The sequence below is a fragment of the Azorhizobium doebereinerae UFLA1-100 genome (assembly GCF_000473085.1).
Lineage (GTDB): Bacteria > Pseudomonadota > Alphaproteobacteria > Rhizobiales > Xanthobacteraceae > Azorhizobium > Azorhizobium doebereinerae.
On the sequence record NZ_AXBA01000044.1, the window covers coordinates 1 to 20,834 of the forward strand.

Genomic DNA, 20,834 nt, shown 5'->3' on the forward strand with positions numbered 1-20,834 from the left:
CTGAAGCGACGGAAGACGGTGTTCCATTCTCCAAACAGCTCCGGCAGATCGCGCCAAGGCGAGCCGGTGCGCACGATCCACAGCACCGCCTCGATGAACATACGATTGTCCCGGCCCGAAGAGCCGCGCGTCCGCTCGTCGCCGATGATGTGCGGCGCTATCCGCGCCCACTGCTCATCCCCAAGCACCAGTCGATCAAGAACACCCATCGCTGCCTCATCAAAGGCAGCTTTGAATCACAGATCATTCAGCCCGGGAACCCCAAGAGTCCACACTACCTAGAGCACGCGCCGATCAGCTTGCACCGCAAGCTGATCGGATGACGCGTTCTCCATCCCGCTCCAGAGGCTCCGCCGCCGGAGGGGTGGCTACAGCCGCTCGAAGGTCAGGTAGGTGGGCACCCGCCCGGCGGCAACGGCCTTCGCTTCGTAGCGGGTGCCGGGCCAGCCGGGATAGGGCGTGCGCCAGTCGGCGGCGGTGCGGTCGGCCCAGCGGAAGGCGGGATGGGCGCGCACCTGGCGCAGCGTCCAGTCCACGTAGTCGGGCACGTCGCTGGCGAAGCGGAAGATCCCGCCGGGACGCAGGGTGCGGGCGATGAGGTCGAGATTGTCCGGCCGGACGAACCGCCGCTTCCAGTGCCGGCGCTTCGGCCACGGGTCCGGATACAGCAGTTCCACCTGGGCGAGGCCGGCGTCGGGCAGGCGCGCCAGCAGCAGGGCCGCGTCGAGGTTGAACAGCCGCACATTGCCGAGCGGCGCCTTGTCCAGCTCGAAGGCGGCCTTGGCCATTCCGTTCAGGAACGGCTCGACGCCGATATAGCCGCAGTCTGGGAAGCGCGCCGCCTCGGCCAGCAGGTGCTCGCCGCCGCCGAATCCGATCTCCAGGCGCAGTTCGCGGACCGTTCCGGCGAACAGCGCGGCCGGGTCGCCGAGCTCCTCCAGCGAAAGCAGGAAGCGCGGCAGCGCGCGGTCCAGCGCCTGCAACTGGCCCTGGCGCAGGGCCTTGCCCACCCGGCGGCCGTAGAAGGCGCCACTATGCTCGGTCTCGCTCAACGCTGGTCACTTGGTCTGGCAGGAATGGCGGTTCACGGGCAACGCCCGCGGCGGCCCCCGAGATCCACGGAAGCCGGGGTCCAGAAACAGGCATGGCCGGGACAGGCCCGGCCATGCAAGCTCAAAGAGGGTGGCGCGCGCTCAGGCGAGCGCGGCCTTCAGCGCGTCGGCGATGTCGGTGCGCTCCCAGGAGAAGCCGCCGTCGGCTTCCGGGGCGCGGCCGAAATGGCCGTAGGCGGCGGTGCGGGCGTAGATGGGCTTGTTGAGGCCCAGGTGCTCGCGGATGCCGCGCGGACGCAGGTTCACCACCTCGCGCAGGGCCTTCTCCAGCTTGTCTTCCGCCACGTGGCCGGTGCCATGCAGGTCCACGTAGATGGCCAGCGGGTCGGACACGCCGATGGCGTAGGCGAGCTGGATGGTGGCGCGATCGGCGAGGCCCGCGGCCACCACGTTCTTGGCAAGATAGCGCGCGGCATAGGCAGCCGAGCGGTCCACCTTGGTCGGGTCCTTGCCGGAGAACGCGCCGCCGCCGTGCGGGGCCGCTCCGCCGTAGGTGTCCACGATAATCTTGCGGCCGGTGAGGCCGCAGTCGCCGTCCGGGCCGCCGATGACGAACTTGCCGGTGGGGTTCACGTGCCACACCGTCTCGTCGGTCACCCAGCCGGGGGGCAGGGCCTTGACGATGTAGGGCTCGACGATGGAGCGCACGTCGTGGGAGGTGAGGTGCTCGTCCAGGTGCTGGGTGGACAGCACCAGCTGGGTGACGCCGACCGGCTTGCCGTTCTCGTAGCGCACGGTGACCTGGCTCTTGGCGTCAGGGCCGAGGGCGCGGGTCTCGCCGGAGTGGCGGGCGTCGGCCAGCACCTTGAGGATCTTGTGGGCGTAATAGATCGGGGCTGGCATCAGCTCCGGGGTCTCGCGCACGGCATAGCCGAACATGATGCCCTGGTCGCCCGCGCCCTCGTCCTTGTTGCCGGCGATGTCCACGCCCTGCGCGATGTCCGCGGACTGCGCATGCAGCAGCACCTCGACCTCGGCATTCTCCCAGTGGAAGCCGGCCTGCTCGTAGCCGATGTCGCGGATGGCGAGGCGGGCGAGATGGGTGATGAGATCGCGGGTCACGACGGACGGACCACGGGTCTCGCCGGCGATCACCACGCGGTTGGTGGTGGCCAGCGTCTCGGCGGCCACACGCACCTGGGTGGTGTCGAAACCGTGCTCGATGGAGGCCCGGAAGAACGCATCCACCACCTCGTCAGAGATGCGGTCGCAGACCTTGTCCGGATGACCTTCAGAGACCGACTCGCTGGTGAAAAGATACGACTCGCGCGCCATGCTTGCTTCCTCTTGCCCCCCACAACGGCTGGCCATCCTTGTGGCAAGCCGTTGTGGGCGGGTCAAGATCGTCGAAGCGAAAGCGTTCGTCAAATCGAACGCTGGGCTTCCATCTCCTCCCCGGCGATGGCGGACACGAGGTCCACGATCCGCCGGCGGACTTTCGCATCGCCGATCCGCATGAAATTGCGGGTCAGCGCCAGACCGTCCGAGGTCGCGAGGAAGTCGGACACATAAGCGGGCGAATGATCTTCGGAGAAGCCCTCTCCGTCCCCTTCCGGATTACCCGACGGCGCGCCTTCGAAAAAGAACGCAACGGGTACGTTGAGACAGGTGGAAATCTGCTGCAACCGGCTTGCGCCGATCCGGTTAGTTCCTTTTTCGTATTTCTGGATCTGCTGGAAGGTGATGCCAAGATGCTCCCCAAGCTTCTCCTGGCTCATGCCCACCATCATACGGCGCATACGTACGCGGCTACCCACATGCTTATCTATGGGGTTCGGCGCCTTCTTGACCATGGTCTCTCCGGCTATGTCGGAAAAGAGTGTTTCACTTCGCAATGCGAAGGCTGCCCTGAGTGCGGCCAAGATAGGCATACAATCGGTATACGTCGATCAACCCAGGCGTGTATGATGCCGCCGAATTGCACAGACCGCAACGAGTGATGTTAAAAGCGTCACGAGACCTAGAACGACTCCAGAGAGCCAGGTGCCGGGTGGCGGATTTGCAAGCGCCGCGGGCAGATCGGCGTCCAGAATCCCGCGTTCCCCCAGGTCCAATGCTGCGACAATCCGTCCCACCGGGTCGACGATGGCGGAAATGCCGGTATTCGCCGCGCGCACCAGCGGCAGCCCCTCCTCTATGGTCCGCAGCCGTGCCTGGAGGAAATGCTGGTACGGCCCCGGCGTGTCGCCGAACCACGCGTCATTGGTGAGATTCAGCAGGAATCCCGGCCGCGGCCCGACCGGCAGGACCGCGCCGGGGAAGATCACCTCGTAGCAGATGAGAGGCGCCGCCGCGGGGGCGCCGGGCAGCGGCAGCGGCCGCAGCGTTGTACCGGCGGAGAAGCCGCCGCGCACACGCGTAAGTTGCTCCAGGCCCAGCCATTCCAAAAAAGCTTGGAAAGGTAGGTATTCTCCAAAGGGAACCAGATGCACCTTGTCGGCGGTATCCAGCACCTCGCCACGGGCATTCATGACGCGGATGGAATTATAGAAGCTGGAGCTCTGCCCCGGCGGCGGCAGGCCGAGGCGGGCGGCGCCGGTCACCAGGGTGACATTCTCCGGCAGCGCCTCGGCAATCCGCGCCTTCGCCCAGGGCTCGCGCTCATAGATGAAGGGGAAGGCGGATTCCGGCCAGATCAGCAGGCTCACGTCCTCAAGGCCCTTGGGGTAGAGGATGCTTTTGCGCGTGCTCAGTTCCAGATAGTTCGACAGCACCGTCTGGCGCTTGTCATAGGCGAACTTCTCCCCCTGCGGCAGCGCCGGCTGCATGATCCGCAGGTGCACGGTCTCCAGGAACCGCGCGGGCGTGACGGCGAGGCGGTAGGCCCCTGCCCCATAGGCGCCGGCCAGCACGGCGAGCGCCGCCAGCGGCCATCCGGCCCGGCGCCAGAACCCGCCCGCGCGCAGCAGCAGCACCGGGGTCGAGAACAGAAGCAGCGTGAAGAAGGTCAGCCCCCAGAGCCCGACCACCGCCGCGCCCTGGGCCAGTTCCAGCGTCGCCGCCGGCCCGTAGCCGAAGGTGTTCCAGGGAAAGCCGGTGAGCACGTGGCCGCGCAGCCATTCGGAGACGGTGAAAGCGGCGGTGAAGGCGCACAGGCGCGCCGGCCCCGGCGACCACAGCAGCCGCGCCAGCACGGCACCCAGCGCCATGAACAGAGCGAGCCCGGCCGGCAAGGCCAGCACCGCCACCGGCAGCAGCCAGGCGAACACGTCCGCCTCCACCAGGAAGGCGTCGCCGATCCACCACAGCGAGGCGAGGAAATAGCCGAAGCCGAACGCCCAGCCGGCGGCGGCCGCCGCCCGCAGCATGGCGCCGCGCCCGCGCACCCGCGCATGGCCCGCGCCGTCGATCAGCAGCACCAGGGCCGGAAAGCCCAGCGCCAGCACCGGCCAGAGGCCGTATGGCGCGGTGGACAAGGCCGAGAACGCCCCCGCGGCCATGCCGAACGCCAGCCGGCGCCAGCCGGCGAGGCCGCGAACCCAGGATGCCAGAGCCACGGGGGGCGGGCTCAGGCGCCGTTGCCGGTGGAGCCGGCGGCGACCGCCTCGGCCACCGGCGGGATGATGCGCAGCGCCTTCACCCGGCGGGGGTCGGCCTCCACCACCTCGACGCGGTAGGCGCCGGGCAGCTGGATGATCTCGCCCGGCTCGGGCACGCGGGCGGCGAGCGTCACGATCAGCCCGCCTAGAGTGTCCACTTCCTCGCCCGCCTCGCCGGGCACGAAGTCCGCGCCCACCACCTCGGCCACGTCCTCCAGCGCGGTGCGCGCGTCGGCGAGGAAGCTGCCGTCCGGCTGGCGCTGGATCAGCGCCGCCTCGTCATCATGCTCGTCCTCGATCTCGCCGACGATCTCCTCCACCACGTCCTCCATGGAGACGAGGCCGTCGGTGCCGCCATATTCGTCGATGACCAGAGCGAGATGGATGCGCGCGGCCTGCATGGAGACCAGGAGGTCCACCGCCGGCATGGAGGGCGGCACATAGAGCAGGCGGCGGATGAGCCCGGCCTCGTCGAGCGTCTGCGCCAAGTTCACGGCGGAGAGATCCGGCAAATGGCCGTCCTCCGGCTCGTCGCCGGGTTGCACGCCGGTCATGAAGGCCAGCAGGTCGCGGATGTGGACCATGCCCACCGGGTCGTCCAGCGTGTCGTCATAGACCACCAGCCGCGAGTGGGACGCCTTGGCGAACTCGATCAGCAGGGCACCCAGGGTGACGTCCTTCTGGACCGCCACGATCTCGGCGCGCGGCACCATGATGTCGTCGATCCCCACCTCCTTGAGGTGCAGGATGTTACGGAGCATCTGGCGCTCGGACGGGGTGAATTCGCTCACCTCCTCGGAGGTTCCGGCGGCGTCCAGCACTTCCACGAGGTCGGTGCGGAGCGAGCCATGGGGCCGGAACGTCCCGAGGAGGGCACGCAATCGATCGAGAAAACTCTGCGGCTCCGAGGCGTTCGGTTCGCTCGACTGGTCGGTGGAGGACATGGTCTCCCTTTGGGGTTCGGTTCAGCCCTCGAGGGGCAGGGCATAGGGGTCGTTGATGCCGAGGCCGGCGAGGATGGCGCGCTCGGCGGCCTCCATCTCCTCGGCCTCGTCGTCGTCTTCGTGGTCGAAGCCCATAAGGTGCAGCGTGCCGTGGACCACCAGATGGGCCAGATGGTCCTCCGGGCGCTTGTCCTCGGCGGCGGCTTCGGCCAGCACGGTCTCGCGGGCGACGATGACGTCGCCGAGCGGCTGCGGCGCCACGCCCTCGGGCAGCTCGGGCGCCGGGAAGGACAGCACGTTGGTGGCCTTGTCCTTGTCGCGCCAGTCGCGGTTGAGGATGCGGATGCGGGCGTCGTCGGTGAGCGTGATGCTCATCTCCGCCTCGGCCGGAACCTCCTCGCCCAGGCTGGCGAGGGCCGCGCGCGCGGCGCGCTCGGCGATGGCCAGGGCATCGGGCACGGCGCTCCAGCCGTCGTCCTCCACCAGCACGTCGATCTCCACCGCGGGGGCATCGCCCGCCGCAGGCTGGGCACGGGGCGCTTCCGCCGGCGTGGCGGGAGCGCCCGTGGATCGTTGTCGCGCAGCATCACCCATGGTCAGCGCCCCTCGTCCGGCGCGGCAAAGTCCGACGGCCCCATATCCATAGGCACCGCTTCCACCACTGCGCCCTCCGCCTGCGCGGGCGCGCGGCGGGCGAACAGGCGGCGCGCCACGGTGGCGTCGTGCGCCTCATAAGCCGACACGATACGCTGCACCAGTTCGTGGCGCACCACGTCCTCGGCCTTAAAGTGGGCGAAGCCCACGCCCTCGACGCCCTCCAGCAGGCGCACCGCCTCGGCGAGCCCGGAGGTCATGCCGTTCGGCAGGTCGGTCTGGCTGGGATCGCCGGTGACGATCATATGGGAATTCTCGCCCAGTCGGGTGAGGAACATCTTCATCTGCATGGAGGTGGCGTTCTGCGCCTCGTCCAGGATCACCGCAGCATTGGCCAAGGTGCGCCCGCGCATGAAGGCGAGCGGGGCGATCTCGATCTCGCCCGATTGCAGCGCCCGCTCCACGAAGGCGCGGTCCATCAGGTCGTACAGCGCGTCATAGATCGGCCGGAGATAGGGATCGACCTTCTCCTTCATATCGCCGGGCAGGAAGCCGAGCCGCTCGCCCGCCTCCACCGCCGGGCGGGTCAGGATGATGCGGTCCACCATCCGCCGTTCCAGCAGATGCACGCAGAAGGCCACCGCCAGCCAGGTCTTGCCGGTGCCCGCCGGCCCCGAGCCGAACACCAGCGTATGGCGCTTCAGGGCGCGGATATAGGCATCCTGCGCCGGCGTGCGGGCGCGCACGGGGCGGCGGCGGAGCTGGATCTCGTCGAAGGACTGGCGTTCCTCGCTGGGATCGAAGTCGAACAGCGAACCCTGGGAGACCGCCTCGCGGATAGCGCCCTCCACATCGCCCGGCGCCACGTCGCGGCCGCGCTTGAGCTGCTCATAGAGATGCTCCAGCACGCGGCGGGCCTGCTCGCAGCCGTCCCGCCCGCCTTCCAGCGTGACGTGGTTGCCGCGCGATTCGGCCTTCACCGCGAGCTTGCGCTCCAGGAGCGCGAGGTTGCGGCCGTAATGGCCGAACAATTGGGTGGCGAGGCGATTGTCGTCGAAGGCCAGCACGACTTGTGTGCTGCCGCTCTCCCCCTGGGCCGCCCAGGGGTCGCTAATGGCCGCCCGCGCAGGACCTTGCTGGGGGACGGCGGCAACGGGACGCTCTCGATCGCTCGCTCTTCGCACGCTCAAGCCTCCATGGCCGCGAGCGGGCGGTCGCTCGTCCGGCCTCGATCCTCGACAGCGTCAACGACACGTCCCGCCAGGGAGTTCGGTCCCACCTCGGTGATATCGACAGTCACGAATTCGCCGATGCCGGCGGGCGGTGCGGTCACCACCACGCTCTGCAGATAGGGCGAGCGGCCGATGAGCTGGCCCGGCAGGCGGCCGGGCTTTTCGAGCAGGATGTCGAACCGGCGGCCCAGGCAGGCGCGGTCGAACGCGGTCTTGGAGGCTTCCAGAACCTGATGCAGGCGGGCGAGGCGCTCGCTCTTCACCGATTCGGAAAGCTGGTCGCCATGCTCCGCCGCCGGCGTGCCGGGACGGATGGAATATTTGAACGAATAGGCGCTGGCGAAACCGACCCGCTCGGCCATGTCCAGCGTCGCCTGGAAGTCCGCCTCGGTCTCGCCGGGGAAGCCGACGATGAAGTCCGAGGACAAAGCGATATCCGGCCGGGCGGCCCGCAGCTTGTCGATGATCTCGAAGAACAGCGCGCTGCCGTGCCTGCGGTTCATGGCCGCCAGGATGCGGTCCGAGCCGGACTGCACCGGCAGGTGCAGATAGGGCATGAGCTGCGGCAGGTCGCGATGGGCGGCGATGAGGCCATCGTCCATGTCGCGGGGATGCGAGGTGGTGTAGCGCAGGCGCTCCAGCCGGTCGATGCCGGCCAGTTCCTCCAGCAGGCGGCCGAGACCCCAGGTCTTGCCGTCCGGCCCCTCGCCATGGAAGGCGTTGACGTTCTGGCCGATCAGGGTGATCTCGCGCACGCCCTGCGCCACCAGCGCGCGGGCCTCGCCGAGGATCTTGGCCACCGGGCGGGACACCTCGGCGCCGCGCGTATAGGGCACGACGCAGAAGGTACAGAACTTGTCGCAGCCTTCCTGCACGGTCACGAAGGCGGTCGGCCCGCGCTTGCGCGTGGCTGCGGCGCTGGGGGCGGGCAGGTGGTCGAACTTGTCCTCGGCGGGGAAGTCGGTGTCCACCACGCGGCGGCCGCCCTTCACCTGCGCCAGCATCTCCGGCAGGCGGTGATAGCTCTGCGGCCCGACCACCAGATCCACCACCGGGGCGCGCTTGATGATTTCCGCGCCTTCCGCCTGGGCGACGCAGCCGGCGACCGCGATCACGGTGTCGGAACCGGCTTCCTGCTTGGCTTTGCGCAGGCGGCCCAGCTCCGAATAGACCTTCTCGGCGGCCTTCTCGCGGATGTGGCAGGTGTTCAGGATGACGAGATCGGCGTCGGCCGGATCCTGCGTCTCCACATAACCCTCCTTCGCCAGGGTATCCGCCATACGATTGGAATCGTAGACGTTCATCTGGCAGCCGAAGGATTTCACATAGAGCTTACGGGGTTCGTGCATTCGTGCCTGTCTGTCGTCTCCAGCATCGCGCAGGGGCGCGACGCTCCCGTGACGCCAGCGCGGCCCATCCCCATCTTCCGTCAGCCTTCACTCTTACCGGCATTCGCAGGGTTTGAAAACTCACGCCGGCCCGCCGCGCCCCACAAGCGCGTGCGCATGGAGCAGCCGGACCTCCGCCTCGGCGGCGCGGGTGACGTCCTTGCGGTCATGCTCGCCGTCGAGCGCCATGGGCGCGCCGAAGCGCACCTCCACGTCCATCGCCCCCTGGCGCAGCACGCCCAGCAGATGGGGCGCCAGGTCCATGTCGCCATACCAGGCGGCAAGCGGACGGTGCGGACGGCCCATGGGCACGCCCTGCACGCCCACGTAGGTCACCGCCATGGGCTGCACCGTGACCGCGCCGGCGGTGGCGAACGCCTCGCGCACCGCCCCCACCAGTGCCGAGCGGAACGGCAGGATGCGGTTGCCGTCGCTGGAGGTGCCCTCGGCGAACAGCACCACGGGATCGCCCTCCTGGAGCCGGGCGGCGATCTCCTGGTTGACCGCGTGGGTGGCGCTGCGCCGGGCGCGGTCCACGAAGATGGTGCGCTGAAACTTCGCCAGCAGGCCGATCACCGGCCAGCCCGCCACCTCGCTCTTGGCGATAAAGAACAAAGGCGTCAGCGAGCCGACCACGCAGATGTCGAGCCAGGAAACGTGATTCGACAGGATGAGCAGCGGGCGCTGCGGCGCCGGGGCGCCGATCACCTTCACCCGCACCCCGATCAGCCGCAGCACGATGCGGTGGTAGAGCGCCGGGATGCGCCGGCGGGCCGGCAGCTTCAGGCGGAGCGCGATCCATTGCAGCGGCAGGAGAACGAGCGTCACCAGGCCCACCGCCAGCAGCACCATGCCCACGCGCAGCCCGTCCAGCAGCCGCGTGGCGGCCGGCATCTCCGGGCCCAGCTCCACGATCGGCACGCCATCGCCCGGCGCGGGCCGGGCCCCGAGCGGACGGCTCATGGCGCCTCCTCGTCGAGCGGCAAGACGTACAGTTCCAGCCGGTGGCCGACGATGCGGTAGCCGAGCTTGCGGGCGATCTCCTCCTGGAGGCGCTCGATCTCCTCGGAGCGGAACTCCACCACCCGGCCGGAGCGCAGGTCGATGAGGTGGTCGTGATGCTCGTCCGGCACCGGCTCGTAGCGCGAGCGGCCGTCGCCGAATTCATGGCGGGCGATGATGCCGGCGTCCTCGAACATCTTCACCGTGCGGTAGACGGTGGAGATGGAGATGTTGTCGTCGATGGCGCTGGCGCGGGCGTAGAGCTCCTCCACGTCCGGATGGTCCTCGGCATGGCTGAGCACGCGGGCGATGACCCGACGCTGCTCGGTCATGCGCATGCCCTTGGCGAGGCAGGCCTCCTCGATGGCGCTGGTCTTCTCGCTCAAAAGCGCTCACCCCTTCCCGATGTGCGTGTCCCGCCTACGCGCGTCCAAGCTATGCATGTCCTGGCGCCCGTGCCGGCGAGGCGAGCTTATCATCCCGCGCGCCGCCGACCGCAAGCGGGCCGCTCAGCGCGGGCCCAGGCGGCGGCGCAGGAACAGCGTGCCGGCCACGGGCGTCGCGTAATAGGGCGCCGTGGTCTCGAAGCCGAGCTTGCCGTACAGCGCCTGCGCGCCGGCCATGGCGGGCAAGGTGTCGAGGCGGATCTCGCCATAGCCGATGCGCTCGGCGGCGGCGACGATGGCCTCCGCCAGCCGGCGGCCGAGCCCGCCGCCCCGGCCCTCCGGCGCGACGTAGAGCCGCTTCATCTCACAGCAGCCCGGCGCCTCCAGCGGGCGCAGGGCGACGCAGCCCACCGGCGTCCCGGCCTCGTCGCGGGCCAGCAGCAGCTCGCCGCCGGGCGGGGCATATTTGCCCGGCAGCATGGCCAGTTCGGCGGCGAAGTCCTGATAGGCGAGGTCCACGTCGAGCGCCGCCGCATAGGCGCGGAACAGGCCAGCGACCGCCGCCAGGTCCGCCGGCGTGCGGACCGGCGTGATCGCAGGACGCTGACGGGGCATGGGCCGCCCCTCTCCGATCAGGAGGCCGCCCGCCGGGGCAAGCCGGCCACCACCGCGAATACGCCGGCCACCGCCACCGCGCCGGGATCGGCCACGCCCTCCAGGTCGTGCGCGCCGAGATAGGCGGCCCGGCCGGCCTTGGCATGGGCCATGGCTTTCGTCGCCTCGACCCCGGCGTGCGCGGCCGTGGCCGCCGCCTGGATGTCGCCGCCGGCCAGCGCCTTCAGCGCCGGATCGAGCGCATCCACCATGGTCCGGTCGCCCGGCGCCGCTCCGCCATAGAAGCTCAGGCGCTCCAGCCCGGCGAGCAGGGCCTGGGCGAGATCGGCCTTGTCCGCCAGCGCCTTGGCGGCGGCGGTGAAGAAGATGGAGAGCAGCACGCCGCTCGACCCGCCCATGTTGGTGCCGAGGATATGGCCGAGCGCGCCGAGGGTGGCGGGCAGGTCCGCCAGCGGCAGGTCCCCCAGGCGCGCCTGGATCGCCCGTGCCGCGGTGGCCACCGTGGAGCCGGTATCGCCGTCGCCGATGCGGGCATCGAGCCGGTTCAATTCGGCCTCCTGCGCCACCAAATGCGCGCAGACCGTGGCGAGCACCTCCTCCACCGCCGGATCGGCGCTGGCCGGGGGCGCCGCCGCCGCCCCCTCGGCCTTGGGCGCGGGCAGAATGGCGATGTCGTGCCGCTCCACCGGCGCAACCCAGGCGGCGGGGTCCACGGGCGAAAGCAGGGCCGCCTCGCGCGCCGGGTCGAGCCGGAGCAGCGAGAGGGAGAAGCCGTTCATGTTGAGGGCGGTCATCAGCGGCCGCGGGCCGAGGATGAGCTTCACCTGCGCCGCCAGGGACGAGGTGAGCACCGCCTCGGCGATGAGGCTCATTTCCAGCGGCGGCACGGCGCCGAGATTGTTGATGAGCACAGCATAGGGTGCCCCCGCCTGGAGCCTGGCCGAGAGCCGCTCGGCCAGGGTAGCGACGATGGCGGAGGCGGGCTGGAGCGGAATGCGCTCCGCGCCGGGCTCGCCATGGATGCCGAGGCCAAGCTCGCCCTCCTCCTCGCCCAGCCGGTCTTCATGCGGCTGGCCGGGGATGGAGCAGGTGGAGAGCGACACGCCGAGCGAGGCGATGTCGCCCGCCGCTGCCCGCGCCGCGTCCGCCACGGTGGCGAGGTCCGCGCCCGCCTCCGCGTGATGGCCGGCGATCTTGTGCACGAACAGCGTGCCGGCGACGCCGCGCGGCTGGGCGATGCCGGGCAAGGCGATATCGTCGCCGACGATCACCATCTCCACCGGGAAGCCCTCGGCCCGCGCCTTCTCGGCGGCGAGGCCGAAGTTCAGCCGGTCGCCGGTGTAATTCTTCACCACCAGCAGGCAGCCGGGCGCGCCGGTGACGGCGCGGATGGCGGTGAGCACCGCTTCCACGCTGGGCGAGGCGAAGATCTCGCCCGACACCGCCGCCGTGAGCATGCCCTTGCCGACGAAGCCGGCGTGCGAGGGCTCGTGCCCCGCGCCGCCGCCGGAGATCACCGCCACCTTCGCCTTGTCCCAGTCGGCGCGCAGCACGACCTTGATGTCGGGATAGGTATCCAGCCGCGCCAGCTTGCCCGCCGGCGCCGTCCGCAGCAAGCCGTCCAGCGCCTCGGTGACGATGCTGTCCCGGCGGTTGAAGAAATGCTTCATAGACATGATCCCGTGCAAGGGAAGGAAAGAGGCTGTCCCGTACCTTGGGGACAAACGGCGACATCCTGAAGAAAGGGCGGGCAGCAGGCGGCGCACAGGATTTAAGCGCCAGCCGTGCGGGCGGCACAAGAGGCACGGGTTATTGCGTCGCACCATGCGCGAGGCAGATCATCACCTCCGGCATCTTTACCGATACATGGAATGCCATGCGATCCCGCCCGGCGGCGCTCAGAAATCGCGGCGCAGCACCAAGGCGTCGGTGCGCCCGGAGGGGCCTTCGTAATAGCCCTTGCGGCGGCCGACCTCCGCATAGCCAGCCCGGCGGTAGAGCGCCAGCGCCGGGGCGTTGCCGGCCTCCACCTCCAGGAAGGAGGCGGTGACGCCCTGCGCCGCGAGGCGGCCGAGATGGTGCGCCAGAAGGCGTCCGGCGAGGCCGCGCCCCCGGCTCGCCCCGTCGAGGACGATGGACAGGATTTCCGAGTCCGGCGGCACGGCGTGCGACAGCACGAAGCCCAGCAGCTTGCCGCGCGGGCCGGCGCGCATCACGTGCCCGACGCCGGTGCGCTCGGCCAGCAGGCGCTCGAACTCCGGCGCCGACCAGCCACGATGAAAGGCGGTGGCGTGCAGGCGGGCGAGGTCCGCCGCATCCGCCGTCGCGGCATCGCGGATGTCCGGCGCGGGGCCGGAGAACAGGCGGGTGAAGGCGCTCATCGGCGGGCGATGCGGGCGGCGTCCTGCGGCTTGGCGTCCGGCGGGCGCAGATAGAGCGGGCGCGGTTCCGCCCGCGCCGGATCGGCCACGGCGCCGAGCCGCGCCACCCAGGCCACGTCCGGCGCCACCATGTCCTCCACCACCAAGGGCAGCTGTTCCTTCGGCGGCCAGGCTTCCGCCACCAGCGCCGCGCCGGAGCCGACGAGCCGCACCGGGCCGATGGCCACCGCGCGCGCCGCATCCTTCACTGCCGCGATGCGCGGGGCGATCAGCGTGCGCCCGCCGGCGCCGAACATCTGGAGATAGACATGGCCATGCCGGGCATCGATGGCTGAGACCACGGGCAAGGTATCGTCCAGCGCCAGGAAGGGCGCGGCGAGGGCGGACAGCGTGGTGACGCCGACCGCCGGGCATTTGGCCACCAGAGCGAAGCCGCGCGCGGCGGAGAGCCCGACCCGCAGGCCGGTGAAGCTGCCCGGCCCCACGGTGGCGGCGACGCGCCACAGCGCGCGGAAATCCAGCCCCGCGTCACGCATCACCTGCTCGACGATGGGCACCAGCGCTTCCGCATGGCCACGGTCCATGAGCAGGGAATCGCCGGCGATGATCTCATCCGCCTCGGCGTCGAGCACCGCGACCGAACAGGCCGCCAGCGCGGTATCTATGGCCAGAACATACATGAATCGTGGATGCCAGCTCCCCGCAACCACGATTCACCGAAACCGGCGCTGACGGAAGGGGATTGAGGGGAAACCCCCGGAAATTGTGTGTTTTTCCCAGGTCCCCGCCCCGGACGGGGCCGTCCGGGGGCGAAGGCGCCGGGCCAGGATTTCAGCGGGCGCCGGTCAGACCGGGCGCACCTCGACCACTTCCGGCACGAAATGGCGCAGCAGGTTCTCGATGCCGTTCTTCAGCGTCGCCGTGGAGGACGGGCAGCCGGAGCACGAGCCCTTCATGTTGAGATAGACCACGCCTTCCTTGAAGCCACGGAAGGTGATGTCGCCGCCGTCCGCCGCCACCGCCGGGCGCACCCGGGTCTCGATCAGTTCCTTGATGGTGGAGACGATCTCGCCGTCCGTGCTCTCGAAGAATTCCTCGCCATCCTCGTGGCTGGCTTCCACGCCTTCCGCCAGCACCGGGGCGCCGGACATGAAGTGCTCCATGATGGCGCCGAGAATAGCGGGCTTCATGTGCGCCCAGTCGCCGTCGGTCTTGGTGACGGTGACGAAATCGGAGCCCAGGAACACGCCGCCGACGCCCTTCACCTCGAACAGGCGCTGGACCAGCGGGGAACGACCGGCCTCCTCGGGGGTGCGGGCTTCGAGCGTGCCGTCGCCGAGCACGGTGCGGCCGGGCAGGAACTTGAGGGTCGCCGGGTTCGGCGTCGCCTCGGTCTGGATGAACATGGCTCTGATCCTTGAGCAATCCGGGGCAGCGGTACGACCGCTGTTGTCCCCTCCAACATAGGCGCCCCTGCCCCGCCCGGAAAGGGCGGGCGGCCGGGCCGTGCCGAATCGGGACGGCGGCAGGACAGGACGGGAACGGAAGCGGCCCGAATCGCTGGCGCACCCGTGGACCCGATCCGTTCCGCCGCGCCCGGGGGACTGGCCGGATTGTCCATTTTAGTGGATTATTATGTGATGATATTGGAGAACGACATGCGCGTCCGGGACGCGGACACCGGCGACGTCGGCGGCATCCTCGCCATCTATAACGACGCGGTGGCCCACACCACGGCGATCTGGAACGAGACGCCGGTGGACGCCGCCAACCGCGCCGCTTGGCTCACCGGCCGGCAGGGCGCGGGCTTTCCGGTGCTGGTGGCGGACGACGGGGCGGGCAGCGTCGCCGGCTATGCCACCTTCGGCGACTGGCGGGCCTTCGACGGCTACCGGCACACGGTGGAGCATTCCGTCTATGTGCGCGCGGATGCGCGCGGCGGGGGCATCGGCATGGCGCTGATGGAGGCGCTCATCGGCCGCGCCCGGCGGCAGGGCAAGCACGCGATGGTGGCCGGCATCGACGCCCAGAACGCCGCCTCGCTGAAGTTGCATGCGAAGCTCGGCTTCGCCACGGCGGGGCACCTGCCCGAGGTCGGCACCAAGTTCGGCCGCTGGCTGGACCTCGCCTTCCTCCAGCTCATCCTCGACCCGCCCGGCACCCTGCCGCGCTGATCCGTCCCGAAATGGGACGAGCGGACGAAACCGGGAACGGGACGGGACCGAATCGCGCCGCGCCTTGACAGGGGACTGCCCGCCGGGGCTCCCATGGCGTGGGCGCACGGTCCGTGGTGTCTGCGAGGTCGGCATGAATCCCTATGAGTCCCTGCCCGCCACCGCCTTCTGGCGGACGGCGGTCGCCAGCCGCCCGCCGCTGGAAGTCGGCCCGCTGTGGCAGCCCAAATGGCCGATCGACCGCGACACCCGCATCGCCGCCTTCGGCTCCTGCTTCGCCCGCAATTTCGGCCGGGCGGTCCGCACCCGCGGCTTCACCTTCGTCGATGCCGAGCCCGCCCCCGCCACGCTGCCCGAGGCGGATCGGCGGCGTCTCGGCTATGATCTCTTCTCCGCCCGGATCGGCAACATCTATACGCCCCGCCAGTTGCTCCAGTGGCTGCAATGGGCGAGCGGCGAGCGGCCGGTGCCCGACCATTTCTGGACCCGCGACGGGCGCACCCACGACCCCGTCCGGCCCGGCGTCGAGCCGGACGGCTTCGCCAGCCACGCCGAGGCCGAGGCCTCCCGGCGCACCACCATCGCCAGCGTGGCGCAGGCGCTCGCGCAGACCGACCTGCTGGTCTTCACCCTCGGCCTCACCGAAGCCTGGCGGGACCGGGCGAGCGGGCTGGAATATCCCATCGCCCCCGGCGTTTTCGCCGACAGTTTCGATCCCGCCCGCGATGCCTTCCACGAGCACAGGCTGGCCGAGGTGCTGGACGACCTGACGGCGGTCCTCGACCTGCTGCAACGCCTCCGGCCCGGCATGAAGATCCTGCTGACGATCGCGCCGGGACCGATGATCGCCACCGCCTCCGGCCAGCACGTGCTGGTGGCCACCAGCGGCTGCAAGGCCATCCTGCGGGCGGCGGCGGGCGAGATGGCGCGGCGGCCGGAGTGCGACTATTTCCCCTCCTACGAAATGGCCACCAGCCCGCCCTACCGCGCCATGTTCTTCGCCCCCAACCTGCGCGACATCAGCGCGTTCGGCGTGGGCGTGGTCATGAACACCTTCTTCGGCGCCCTCGGTCTCGATGCCGAGACGGCGCCAGGCACCGGGCCGCAGCCCGCGACAGCGGATCCCGAATGCGACGAAGCCGAGCTTGAGACCTTCGCACCCCAGCCATGACCTTCGCCATGCCCACAGCCCCGACGTCCCCGCCCTCCACGCCAGCTTCTGACCTCCGGTGACCGCATGAGTCTCTTTCTGCTGGGTGATTCCAATGCTCACACGCTGGTCAAGGTCGCGGCGGAGCAAGGCTGGCCGGTCTATGGCGGCCACATCGCACCGGGGCGGTTCCTCAACGCGGCGGGCTTCTTCACGGTGGACGACGGCGACGTGCGCTTCCACCGCCCCGAGTCCGAGGTCAAATACCGCGCCGCTTTGGCGGGCGCGGGCGCGGCGCGGCTCGCCGACATCGCCATGCCGGTGCTGTGCCTGTTCGGCATGAACCTGCATTATCAGGCGCGCGCCGAGGTCTGGGACGGCTTCGCCATCGCCCCGGACGAACCCGGCCGCTTCCTGAGCGCGGCTACGGTGCAGGCCACGCTGCGGGCGCAGATCGCCGGCGCCATCGCCTTCCACGGCCACCTCGCCGCCCTGGGGCTGAGGGTGTTTTCGGCGCTGCCGCCGCGCCGCTGCGCCGCGCCCCCCATCTCCACCCGGCGGGACGTCCTGCTGCGGGCCGAGGACGTGGCGGCGGAGGAGATCGCCGCCGCCGGCACGCGGTTCATCGATCACCGGCCCTGGTCGCTCGATCCGGACGGCGAGCTGAAGCCCGAATTCGCCAGCCAGGCGGACAGCGTGCATGGCAGCGACGCCTTCTGCCACCGCCTGCTGGAAGATGTGTTCGCGGCGGTCCGGGCCGGCTGAGGTCCGGCCCGCCTGCCCTTGCGCGATCCCCTGCACGTGCCCACGTTTTGCGCTGACGCGCTGCCCCCCACGGGGCGGCGGAGGAGGGCAGAATGAACTACGTGCGCACGGCCATCCTGCTGGCGGGGCTGACCGCGCTTTTCATGGTGGTGGGCTTCGCGCTCGGCGGGCGCGGCGGCATGATGGTCGCCTTGCTGGTGGCCGCCGGGACCAACCTGTTCAGCTATTGGTATGCCGACAAGCTGGTGCTCGGCATGTATGGCGCGCGGCAGGTGGACCGCGCCGCCGCGCCCGAGCTGGTGGACATGGTGGCCGAGCTCTCCCGGCGCGCCGGGCTGCCCATGCCCAAGGTCTATCTGATCGACAATCCGCAGCCCAACGCCTTCGCCACCGGCCGCAACCCGCAGAATGCCGCCGTGGCGGCCACCACCGGCCTGTTGCAGGCGCTGAACGCCGACGAGGTGGCCGGCGTGATGGCGCACGAACTGGCGCATGTGAAGAACCACGACACGCTGACCATGACGATCACCGCCACCATCGCCGGCGCCATCTCCATGCTGGCGAACTTCGGCCTGTTCTTCGGCGGCGGCAACCGCGAGAACAACAGTCCGTTCGGTGGGATTTCCCTGATCCTGATGGCGATCCTGGCGCCCATCGCCGCCATGGTGGTGCAGATGGCCATCTCCCGCTCGCGGGAATACGAGGCCGACCGGGGCGGGGCGGAGATCAGCGGCCAGCCCCTGTCGCTGGCCTCGGCCTTGGCCAAGATCGCCGGCGGCGCCCACCAGGTGCCGAACTACGAGGCCGAGGCGAACCCGGCCACCGCGCACATGTTCATCATCAACCCGCTCTCCGGGGCGCGGATGGACAACCTGTTCTCCACCCATCCCGACACCGGCAACCGCATCGCCGCCTTGCAGGAACTGGCGCGGCAGATGGGGACGGGCGGCGGCTATCGCCCGGCGGCGGCTCCGGCGGCGGCTGCGCCGCGCGGGCCGTGGGGCGGCGCCGCGGGCGGGCGGAAAGGGCCGTGGGGCTGAGCCTCAGGCCAGTTGCCGGACCGTGAGATAGCTGCCCGGCCCGTAATGCAGCGTGTTGCGGGCGAAATAGGGCGGCCCCGGCATGTCGAAATGCACATAGCCGTGGCTGACGTCGCTGCGCAGCAGATCGAGCCGGCTCGCCACGTCTAGCCGCAGCCGGTCGCCCGGCTCCAGCCGGGTGGGGCCCGGTGTGAGACTGAAGGTGAGGTCCACCGGCGTGCCCGGCACCAGCGGCTCGCGGACCGAGGTGTCGTGGACGATCTCGCAGGCGGTGTCGCGGGCGGGATCGCGCCGCCGCCGCGCCGGGCTCATGGCCCCGAGCGACAGCAGATGATAGCTGCCGTCCTTCGCCACCCGGCCAAGCCGGGCGACGAGCGAGGTGTCGATCTCGTTGGAGCTGATCGTGAGGTTGAGCGACACCGGCCCGGCCAGCGTCATCGCTTGGTCCGCCGTCATGTCGAAGGTCAGCATCTGGTTCGCCACCGCGTCGAACCCGCCGAGGATGGGCAGGCCCAGCGGCACGGCGGCCCAGCGGTTCGCGCCCTCGCCCGGCCCGTGGGCGAGCCGGTGCGTCGCCGCGTCCACGCCGTTCGAGGCCAGATAGAAGCGCCGCTCCGCCGCCTCCGGCACGGGGAAATCGGCGGCGCCCGCATAACGATCCTCGCCCTCCAGCCAGTAGCGCACCGGCGGCTGGGCGGCATAGCCGTTGTCCGTGCCGTGCAGCACATGGTCGAAGAAGGCCAGCGCCTCCAATTGCCAGGCATAGACCGGCAATTCATAGGCCGGCGGGGCGAGGATCATCCATTTGCGGCCCGCTGGCGTACCCGCGTTCTCGAACAGGTCGTAGGCGCCGAACTGGTGCAGGTTGAAATAGCCGAGATTCTGCACCGTCACGAACGGCACCTCGATGCGGTCGAGACGGCCGGAGGGGCCGGACTGGAGCGAGGCGGTCTCGCGTGACTTCGCGTCCAGCATCCAGTTGGCATAGATCTCGCGGACATTCTCCTTCGGCGTCTTGGCCATGAAGGCGCGGTAGAGCGCATCCACCCGCTTCATCATGAAGGGCTGCCACAGGCGCTTCAGCGGCGAATTGGTGAGGTGGCTGAGCAGCGCCCGCACCACCGGCGGCACGCGCAGCCGGTACATGGCGGGCGTAAAGTTGGCGCCCATCCAGAGATTGAAGAAGAAGAGATTGCAGACGCCGCCGAAGTGCAGGAGATGGCGGAAATAGTCCGTACAGATCTCGTTGCAGAAGAAGGCCTTCAGCGCCGGCGGGCGGCGCACCGCCACCAGCGGCTGCGTCATGCCGTAATAGGAGGTGCCGAACAGCACCACGCGCCCGTCGCACCAGGGCTGGGCGGCGGCCCAGGCGATGACGCGCTCGTGGTCGTCCACATCCTGCTCCGACAGGAAGACCGCCTCGGTGCCGCCCGAGCGCCCCATGCCCCGGCGCATCACCACCACCTGGGCATAGCCGCGATCAGTGAATACCGGCGGGCAGCCGATCTCGTTGCTGCCGGTGGGCATGCCCGCCGTGTGCAATTCGCGCGTATAGGCGGCGAACTGGACCACGGCGGGATAGCGCCCCGGAACACGCGGCACATAGACGTCCGCCGACAAAGTGACATCCGGCGCCACCGCGATGCGCTGATCCGCCAGCAGGCGGCAGCCGAGGCCCTGCGCGGCCGCCCCGTTCGGCCGCCAGCCGGCCAGTTGCTCATGCTCCAGCGCCGGCACCTTGATCGGGATGAGGTTATCCAGCCACGCGCCCATCCTGCTCTCCTGCTCCCCACGCCTGTTCAAGCCGCGCCGGATGGGCCGGCATCCCCCTCGCCCGCCCGCGCCGCGTCGGCGCCCAGCAGGCGGAACACTTCGCTGAGCACCATGGCGTTGACCTCCCGTCCCGCCTCGGGGCCGAGCGCGGCGCCCATCACCGCGAGCCCGGTGCCGAGCGCGTGCAGCAGCGCCACCTGCGCCGGAGTGGGGTCGAGCCCCGCGCCGGCGATGAGGCCGGCGGCCCGGCCGCGCATGGCCGCCACGAGGCGCCCATAGAGATCGCGAAACGCCGGATCGCCATCCGCCGCCAGCACCAGGGAGACGAGGACGCGGGTGTTCTCGGCCTGGGTGAGCGCCTCCGCCAGGCGGGCGATCCGCTCCGCGGGGGTGGCCGGCGCCGCCATGGCGTCGCCGAGATTGGCGATCTGCCCGTCCACCGCCGCCTCCAGCACCGCGCGGACCAGATCGGCGCGGGTTGGGAAATAATAGGTGAGGTGGCTCTGCGAGACGCCGGCGGCCTTGGCGACGCGCGGCTGCGTCAGCCCCGCCGGCCCCTGCGCCCGCAACAACCCGACCGCCGCCGCCAGAACCCGCTCGCGCACCTCGGTGGGGGGCATCGCTCATCCTTGGTTGGTACACCTACCAAAGCATGGGCGGAGCGGCTGATCAAGAGAAGAGCGGGCCGCAACCGCACCGCGCCGCAGACGCAGCGGACGCCATTCTCCCTTGCGCCGTC

At 70.1% G+C, this 20,834-nt stretch carries 22 protein-coding genes; 4 read left to right on the forward strand and 18 right to left on the reverse strand.

Annotated elements, in window-relative coordinates; translation table 11 throughout:
- The 16 genes from YU1_RS30880 to YU1_RS0123155 form a co-directional block, all read right to left on the reverse strand.
- Positions 1–209: transposase (locus YU1_RS30880; protein ID WP_035716483.1), on the reverse strand; the 209-nt coding region annotated here is incomplete at its 3' end.
- 159 nt (positions 210–368) lie between these two features.
- Positions 369–1,052, reverse strand: a complete 684-nt coding sequence (trmB, locus tag YU1_RS0123085) for a tRNA (guanine(46)-N(7))-methyltransferase TrmB (protein WP_029006093.1) — start codon at positions 1,050–1,052, stop codon at positions 369–371.
- A 141-nt stretch (positions 1,053–1,193) separates the two neighbouring features.
- Positions 1,194–2,387 (reverse strand): methionine adenosyltransferase, encoded by a 1,194-nt coding sequence (metK, locus tag YU1_RS0123090; RefSeq protein WP_029006094.1) that lies wholly within the window; start codon positions 2,385–2,387, stop codon positions 1,194–1,196.
- 89 nt (positions 2,388–2,476) lie between these two features.
- A complete protein-coding gene (locus tag YU1_RS0123095; RefSeq protein WP_029006095.1) occupies positions 2,477–2,905 on the reverse strand; it encodes a helix-turn-helix domain-containing protein in 429 nt (142 codons plus the stop codon).
- A gap of 96 nt (positions 2,906–3,001) precedes the next feature.
- Positions 3,002–4,609: an apolipoprotein N-acyltransferase gene (gene lnt, locus YU1_RS0123100; RefSeq protein ID WP_029006096.1), complete on the reverse strand. Its 1,608-nt coding sequence runs from the start codon at positions 4,607–4,609 to the stop codon at positions 3,002–3,004.
- Between the two features lie 11 nt (positions 4,610–4,620).
- Positions 4,621–5,595, reverse strand: a complete 975-nt coding sequence (locus tag YU1_RS0123105; RefSeq protein WP_029006097.1) for a hemolysin family protein — start codon at positions 5,593–5,595, stop codon at positions 4,621–4,623.
- Positions 5,596–5,616: 21 nt separating this feature from the next.
- Entirely contained in the window at positions 5,617–6,189 is a 573-nt protein-coding gene (gene ybeY / locus YU1_RS0123110) for an rRNA maturation RNase YbeY (protein WP_084540070.1), read from the reverse strand.
- Between the two features lie 2 nt (positions 6,190–6,191).
- Complete coding sequence (locus YU1_RS30885) at positions 6,192–7,304, reverse strand: PhoH family protein (RefSeq protein WP_084540074.1); 1,113 nt, start codon at positions 7,302–7,304, stop codon at positions 6,192–6,194.
- A gap of 71 nt (positions 7,305–7,375) precedes the next feature.
- The gene (gene miaB, locus YU1_RS0123120) at positions 7,376–8,770 is read right to left on the reverse strand and encodes a tRNA (N6-isopentenyl adenosine(37)-C2)-methylthiotransferase MiaB (protein WP_029006099.1); all 1,395 of its coding nucleotides are present in this window, start codon (positions 8,768–8,770) and stop codon (positions 7,376–7,378) included.
- A 120-nt stretch (positions 8,771–8,890) separates the two neighbouring features.
- Positions 8,891–9,772: a lyso-ornithine lipid O-acyltransferase gene (gene olsA, locus YU1_RS0123125; protein ID WP_245263428.1), complete on the reverse strand. Its 882-nt coding sequence runs from the start codon at positions 9,770–9,772 to the stop codon at positions 8,891–8,893.
- The gene (locus YU1_RS0123130; protein ID WP_198019026.1) at positions 9,769–10,149 is read right to left on the reverse strand and encodes a Fur family transcriptional regulator; all 381 of its coding nucleotides are present in this window, start codon (positions 10,147–10,149) and stop codon (positions 9,769–9,771) included. Before YU1_RS0123130 ends, olsA begins: the two co-directional genes overlap by 4 nt.
- A 171-nt stretch (positions 10,150–10,320) precedes the next feature.
- Positions 10,321–10,812 carry a GNAT family N-acetyltransferase gene (locus tag YU1_RS0123135; protein ID WP_029006102.1) on the reverse strand — a complete coding sequence of 164 codons (492 nt, stop codon included), beginning with the start codon at positions 10,810–10,812 and terminating at the stop codon, positions 10,321–10,323.
- A gap of 17 nt (positions 10,813–10,829) precedes the next feature.
- Positions 10,830–12,482 (reverse strand): dihydroxyacetone kinase subunit DhaK, encoded by a 1,653-nt coding sequence (locus YU1_RS0123140; RefSeq protein ID WP_029006103.1) that lies wholly within the window; start codon positions 12,480–12,482, stop codon positions 10,830–10,832.
- 228 nt (positions 12,483–12,710) lie between these two features.
- Positions 12,711–13,193 carry a GNAT family N-acetyltransferase gene (locus YU1_RS0123145; protein ID WP_029006104.1) on the reverse strand — a complete coding sequence of 161 codons (483 nt, stop codon included), beginning with the start codon at positions 13,191–13,193 and terminating at the stop codon, positions 12,711–12,713.
- Positions 13,190–13,873 carry a tRNA (adenosine(37)-N6)-threonylcarbamoyltransferase complex dimerization subunit type 1 TsaB gene (tsaB, locus tag YU1_RS0123150; RefSeq protein WP_029006105.1) on the reverse strand — a complete coding sequence of 228 codons (684 nt, stop codon included), beginning with the start codon at positions 13,871–13,873 and terminating at the stop codon, positions 13,190–13,192. Before tsaB ends, YU1_RS0123145 begins: the two co-directional genes overlap by 4 nt.
- Positions 13,874–14,038: 165 nt before the next feature.
- Complete coding sequence (locus YU1_RS0123155) at positions 14,039–14,599, reverse strand: NifU family protein (RefSeq protein ID WP_029006106.1); 561 nt, start codon at positions 14,597–14,599, stop codon at positions 14,039–14,041.
- Positions 14,600–14,851: 252 nt separating this feature from the next.
- On the opposite strand from YU1_RS0123155, the gene YU1_RS0123160 reads away from it, so the two are divergent.
- The 4 genes from YU1_RS0123160 (at position 14,852) to htpX (ending at position 18,322) form a co-directional block, all read left to right on the forward strand.
- Positions 14,852–15,367: a GNAT family N-acetyltransferase gene (locus YU1_RS0123160; protein WP_029006107.1), complete on the forward strand. Its 516-nt coding sequence runs from the start codon at positions 14,852–14,854 to the stop codon at positions 15,365–15,367.
- Positions 15,368–15,500: 133 nt separating this feature from the next.
- Positions 15,501–16,538 (forward strand): GSCFA domain-containing protein, encoded by a 1,038-nt coding sequence (locus tag YU1_RS0123165; protein WP_029006108.1) that lies wholly within the window; start codon positions 15,501–15,503, stop codon positions 16,536–16,538.
- Between the two features lie 66 nt (positions 16,539–16,604).
- The gene (locus YU1_RS0123170; RefSeq protein ID WP_029006109.1) at positions 16,605–17,282 is read left to right on the forward strand and encodes a hypothetical protein; all 678 of its coding nucleotides are present in this window, start codon (positions 16,605–16,607) and stop codon (positions 17,280–17,282) included.
- A 92-nt stretch (positions 17,283–17,374) separates the two neighbouring features.
- Entirely contained in the window at positions 17,375–18,322 is a 948-nt protein-coding gene (gene htpX, locus YU1_RS0123175; protein ID WP_029006110.1) for a zinc metalloprotease HtpX, read from the forward strand.
- Positions 18,323–18,325: 3 nt separating this feature from the next.
- Here the strand turns inward: htpX and YU1_RS0123180 are convergent, their stop codons facing one another.
- Both YU1_RS0123180 and YU1_RS32215 read right to left on the reverse strand, forming a co-directional pair.
- A complete protein-coding gene (locus tag YU1_RS0123180) occupies positions 18,326–20,095 on the reverse strand; it encodes a CocE/NonD family hydrolase (RefSeq protein ID WP_035716482.1) in 1,770 nt (589 codons plus the stop codon).
- 26 nt (positions 20,096–20,121) lie between these two features.
- Entirely contained in the window at positions 20,122–20,715 is a 594-nt protein-coding gene (locus YU1_RS32215) for a TetR/AcrR family transcriptional regulator (protein WP_051357255.1), read from the reverse strand.
- Positions 20,716–20,834 lie beyond the last annotated feature (119 nt).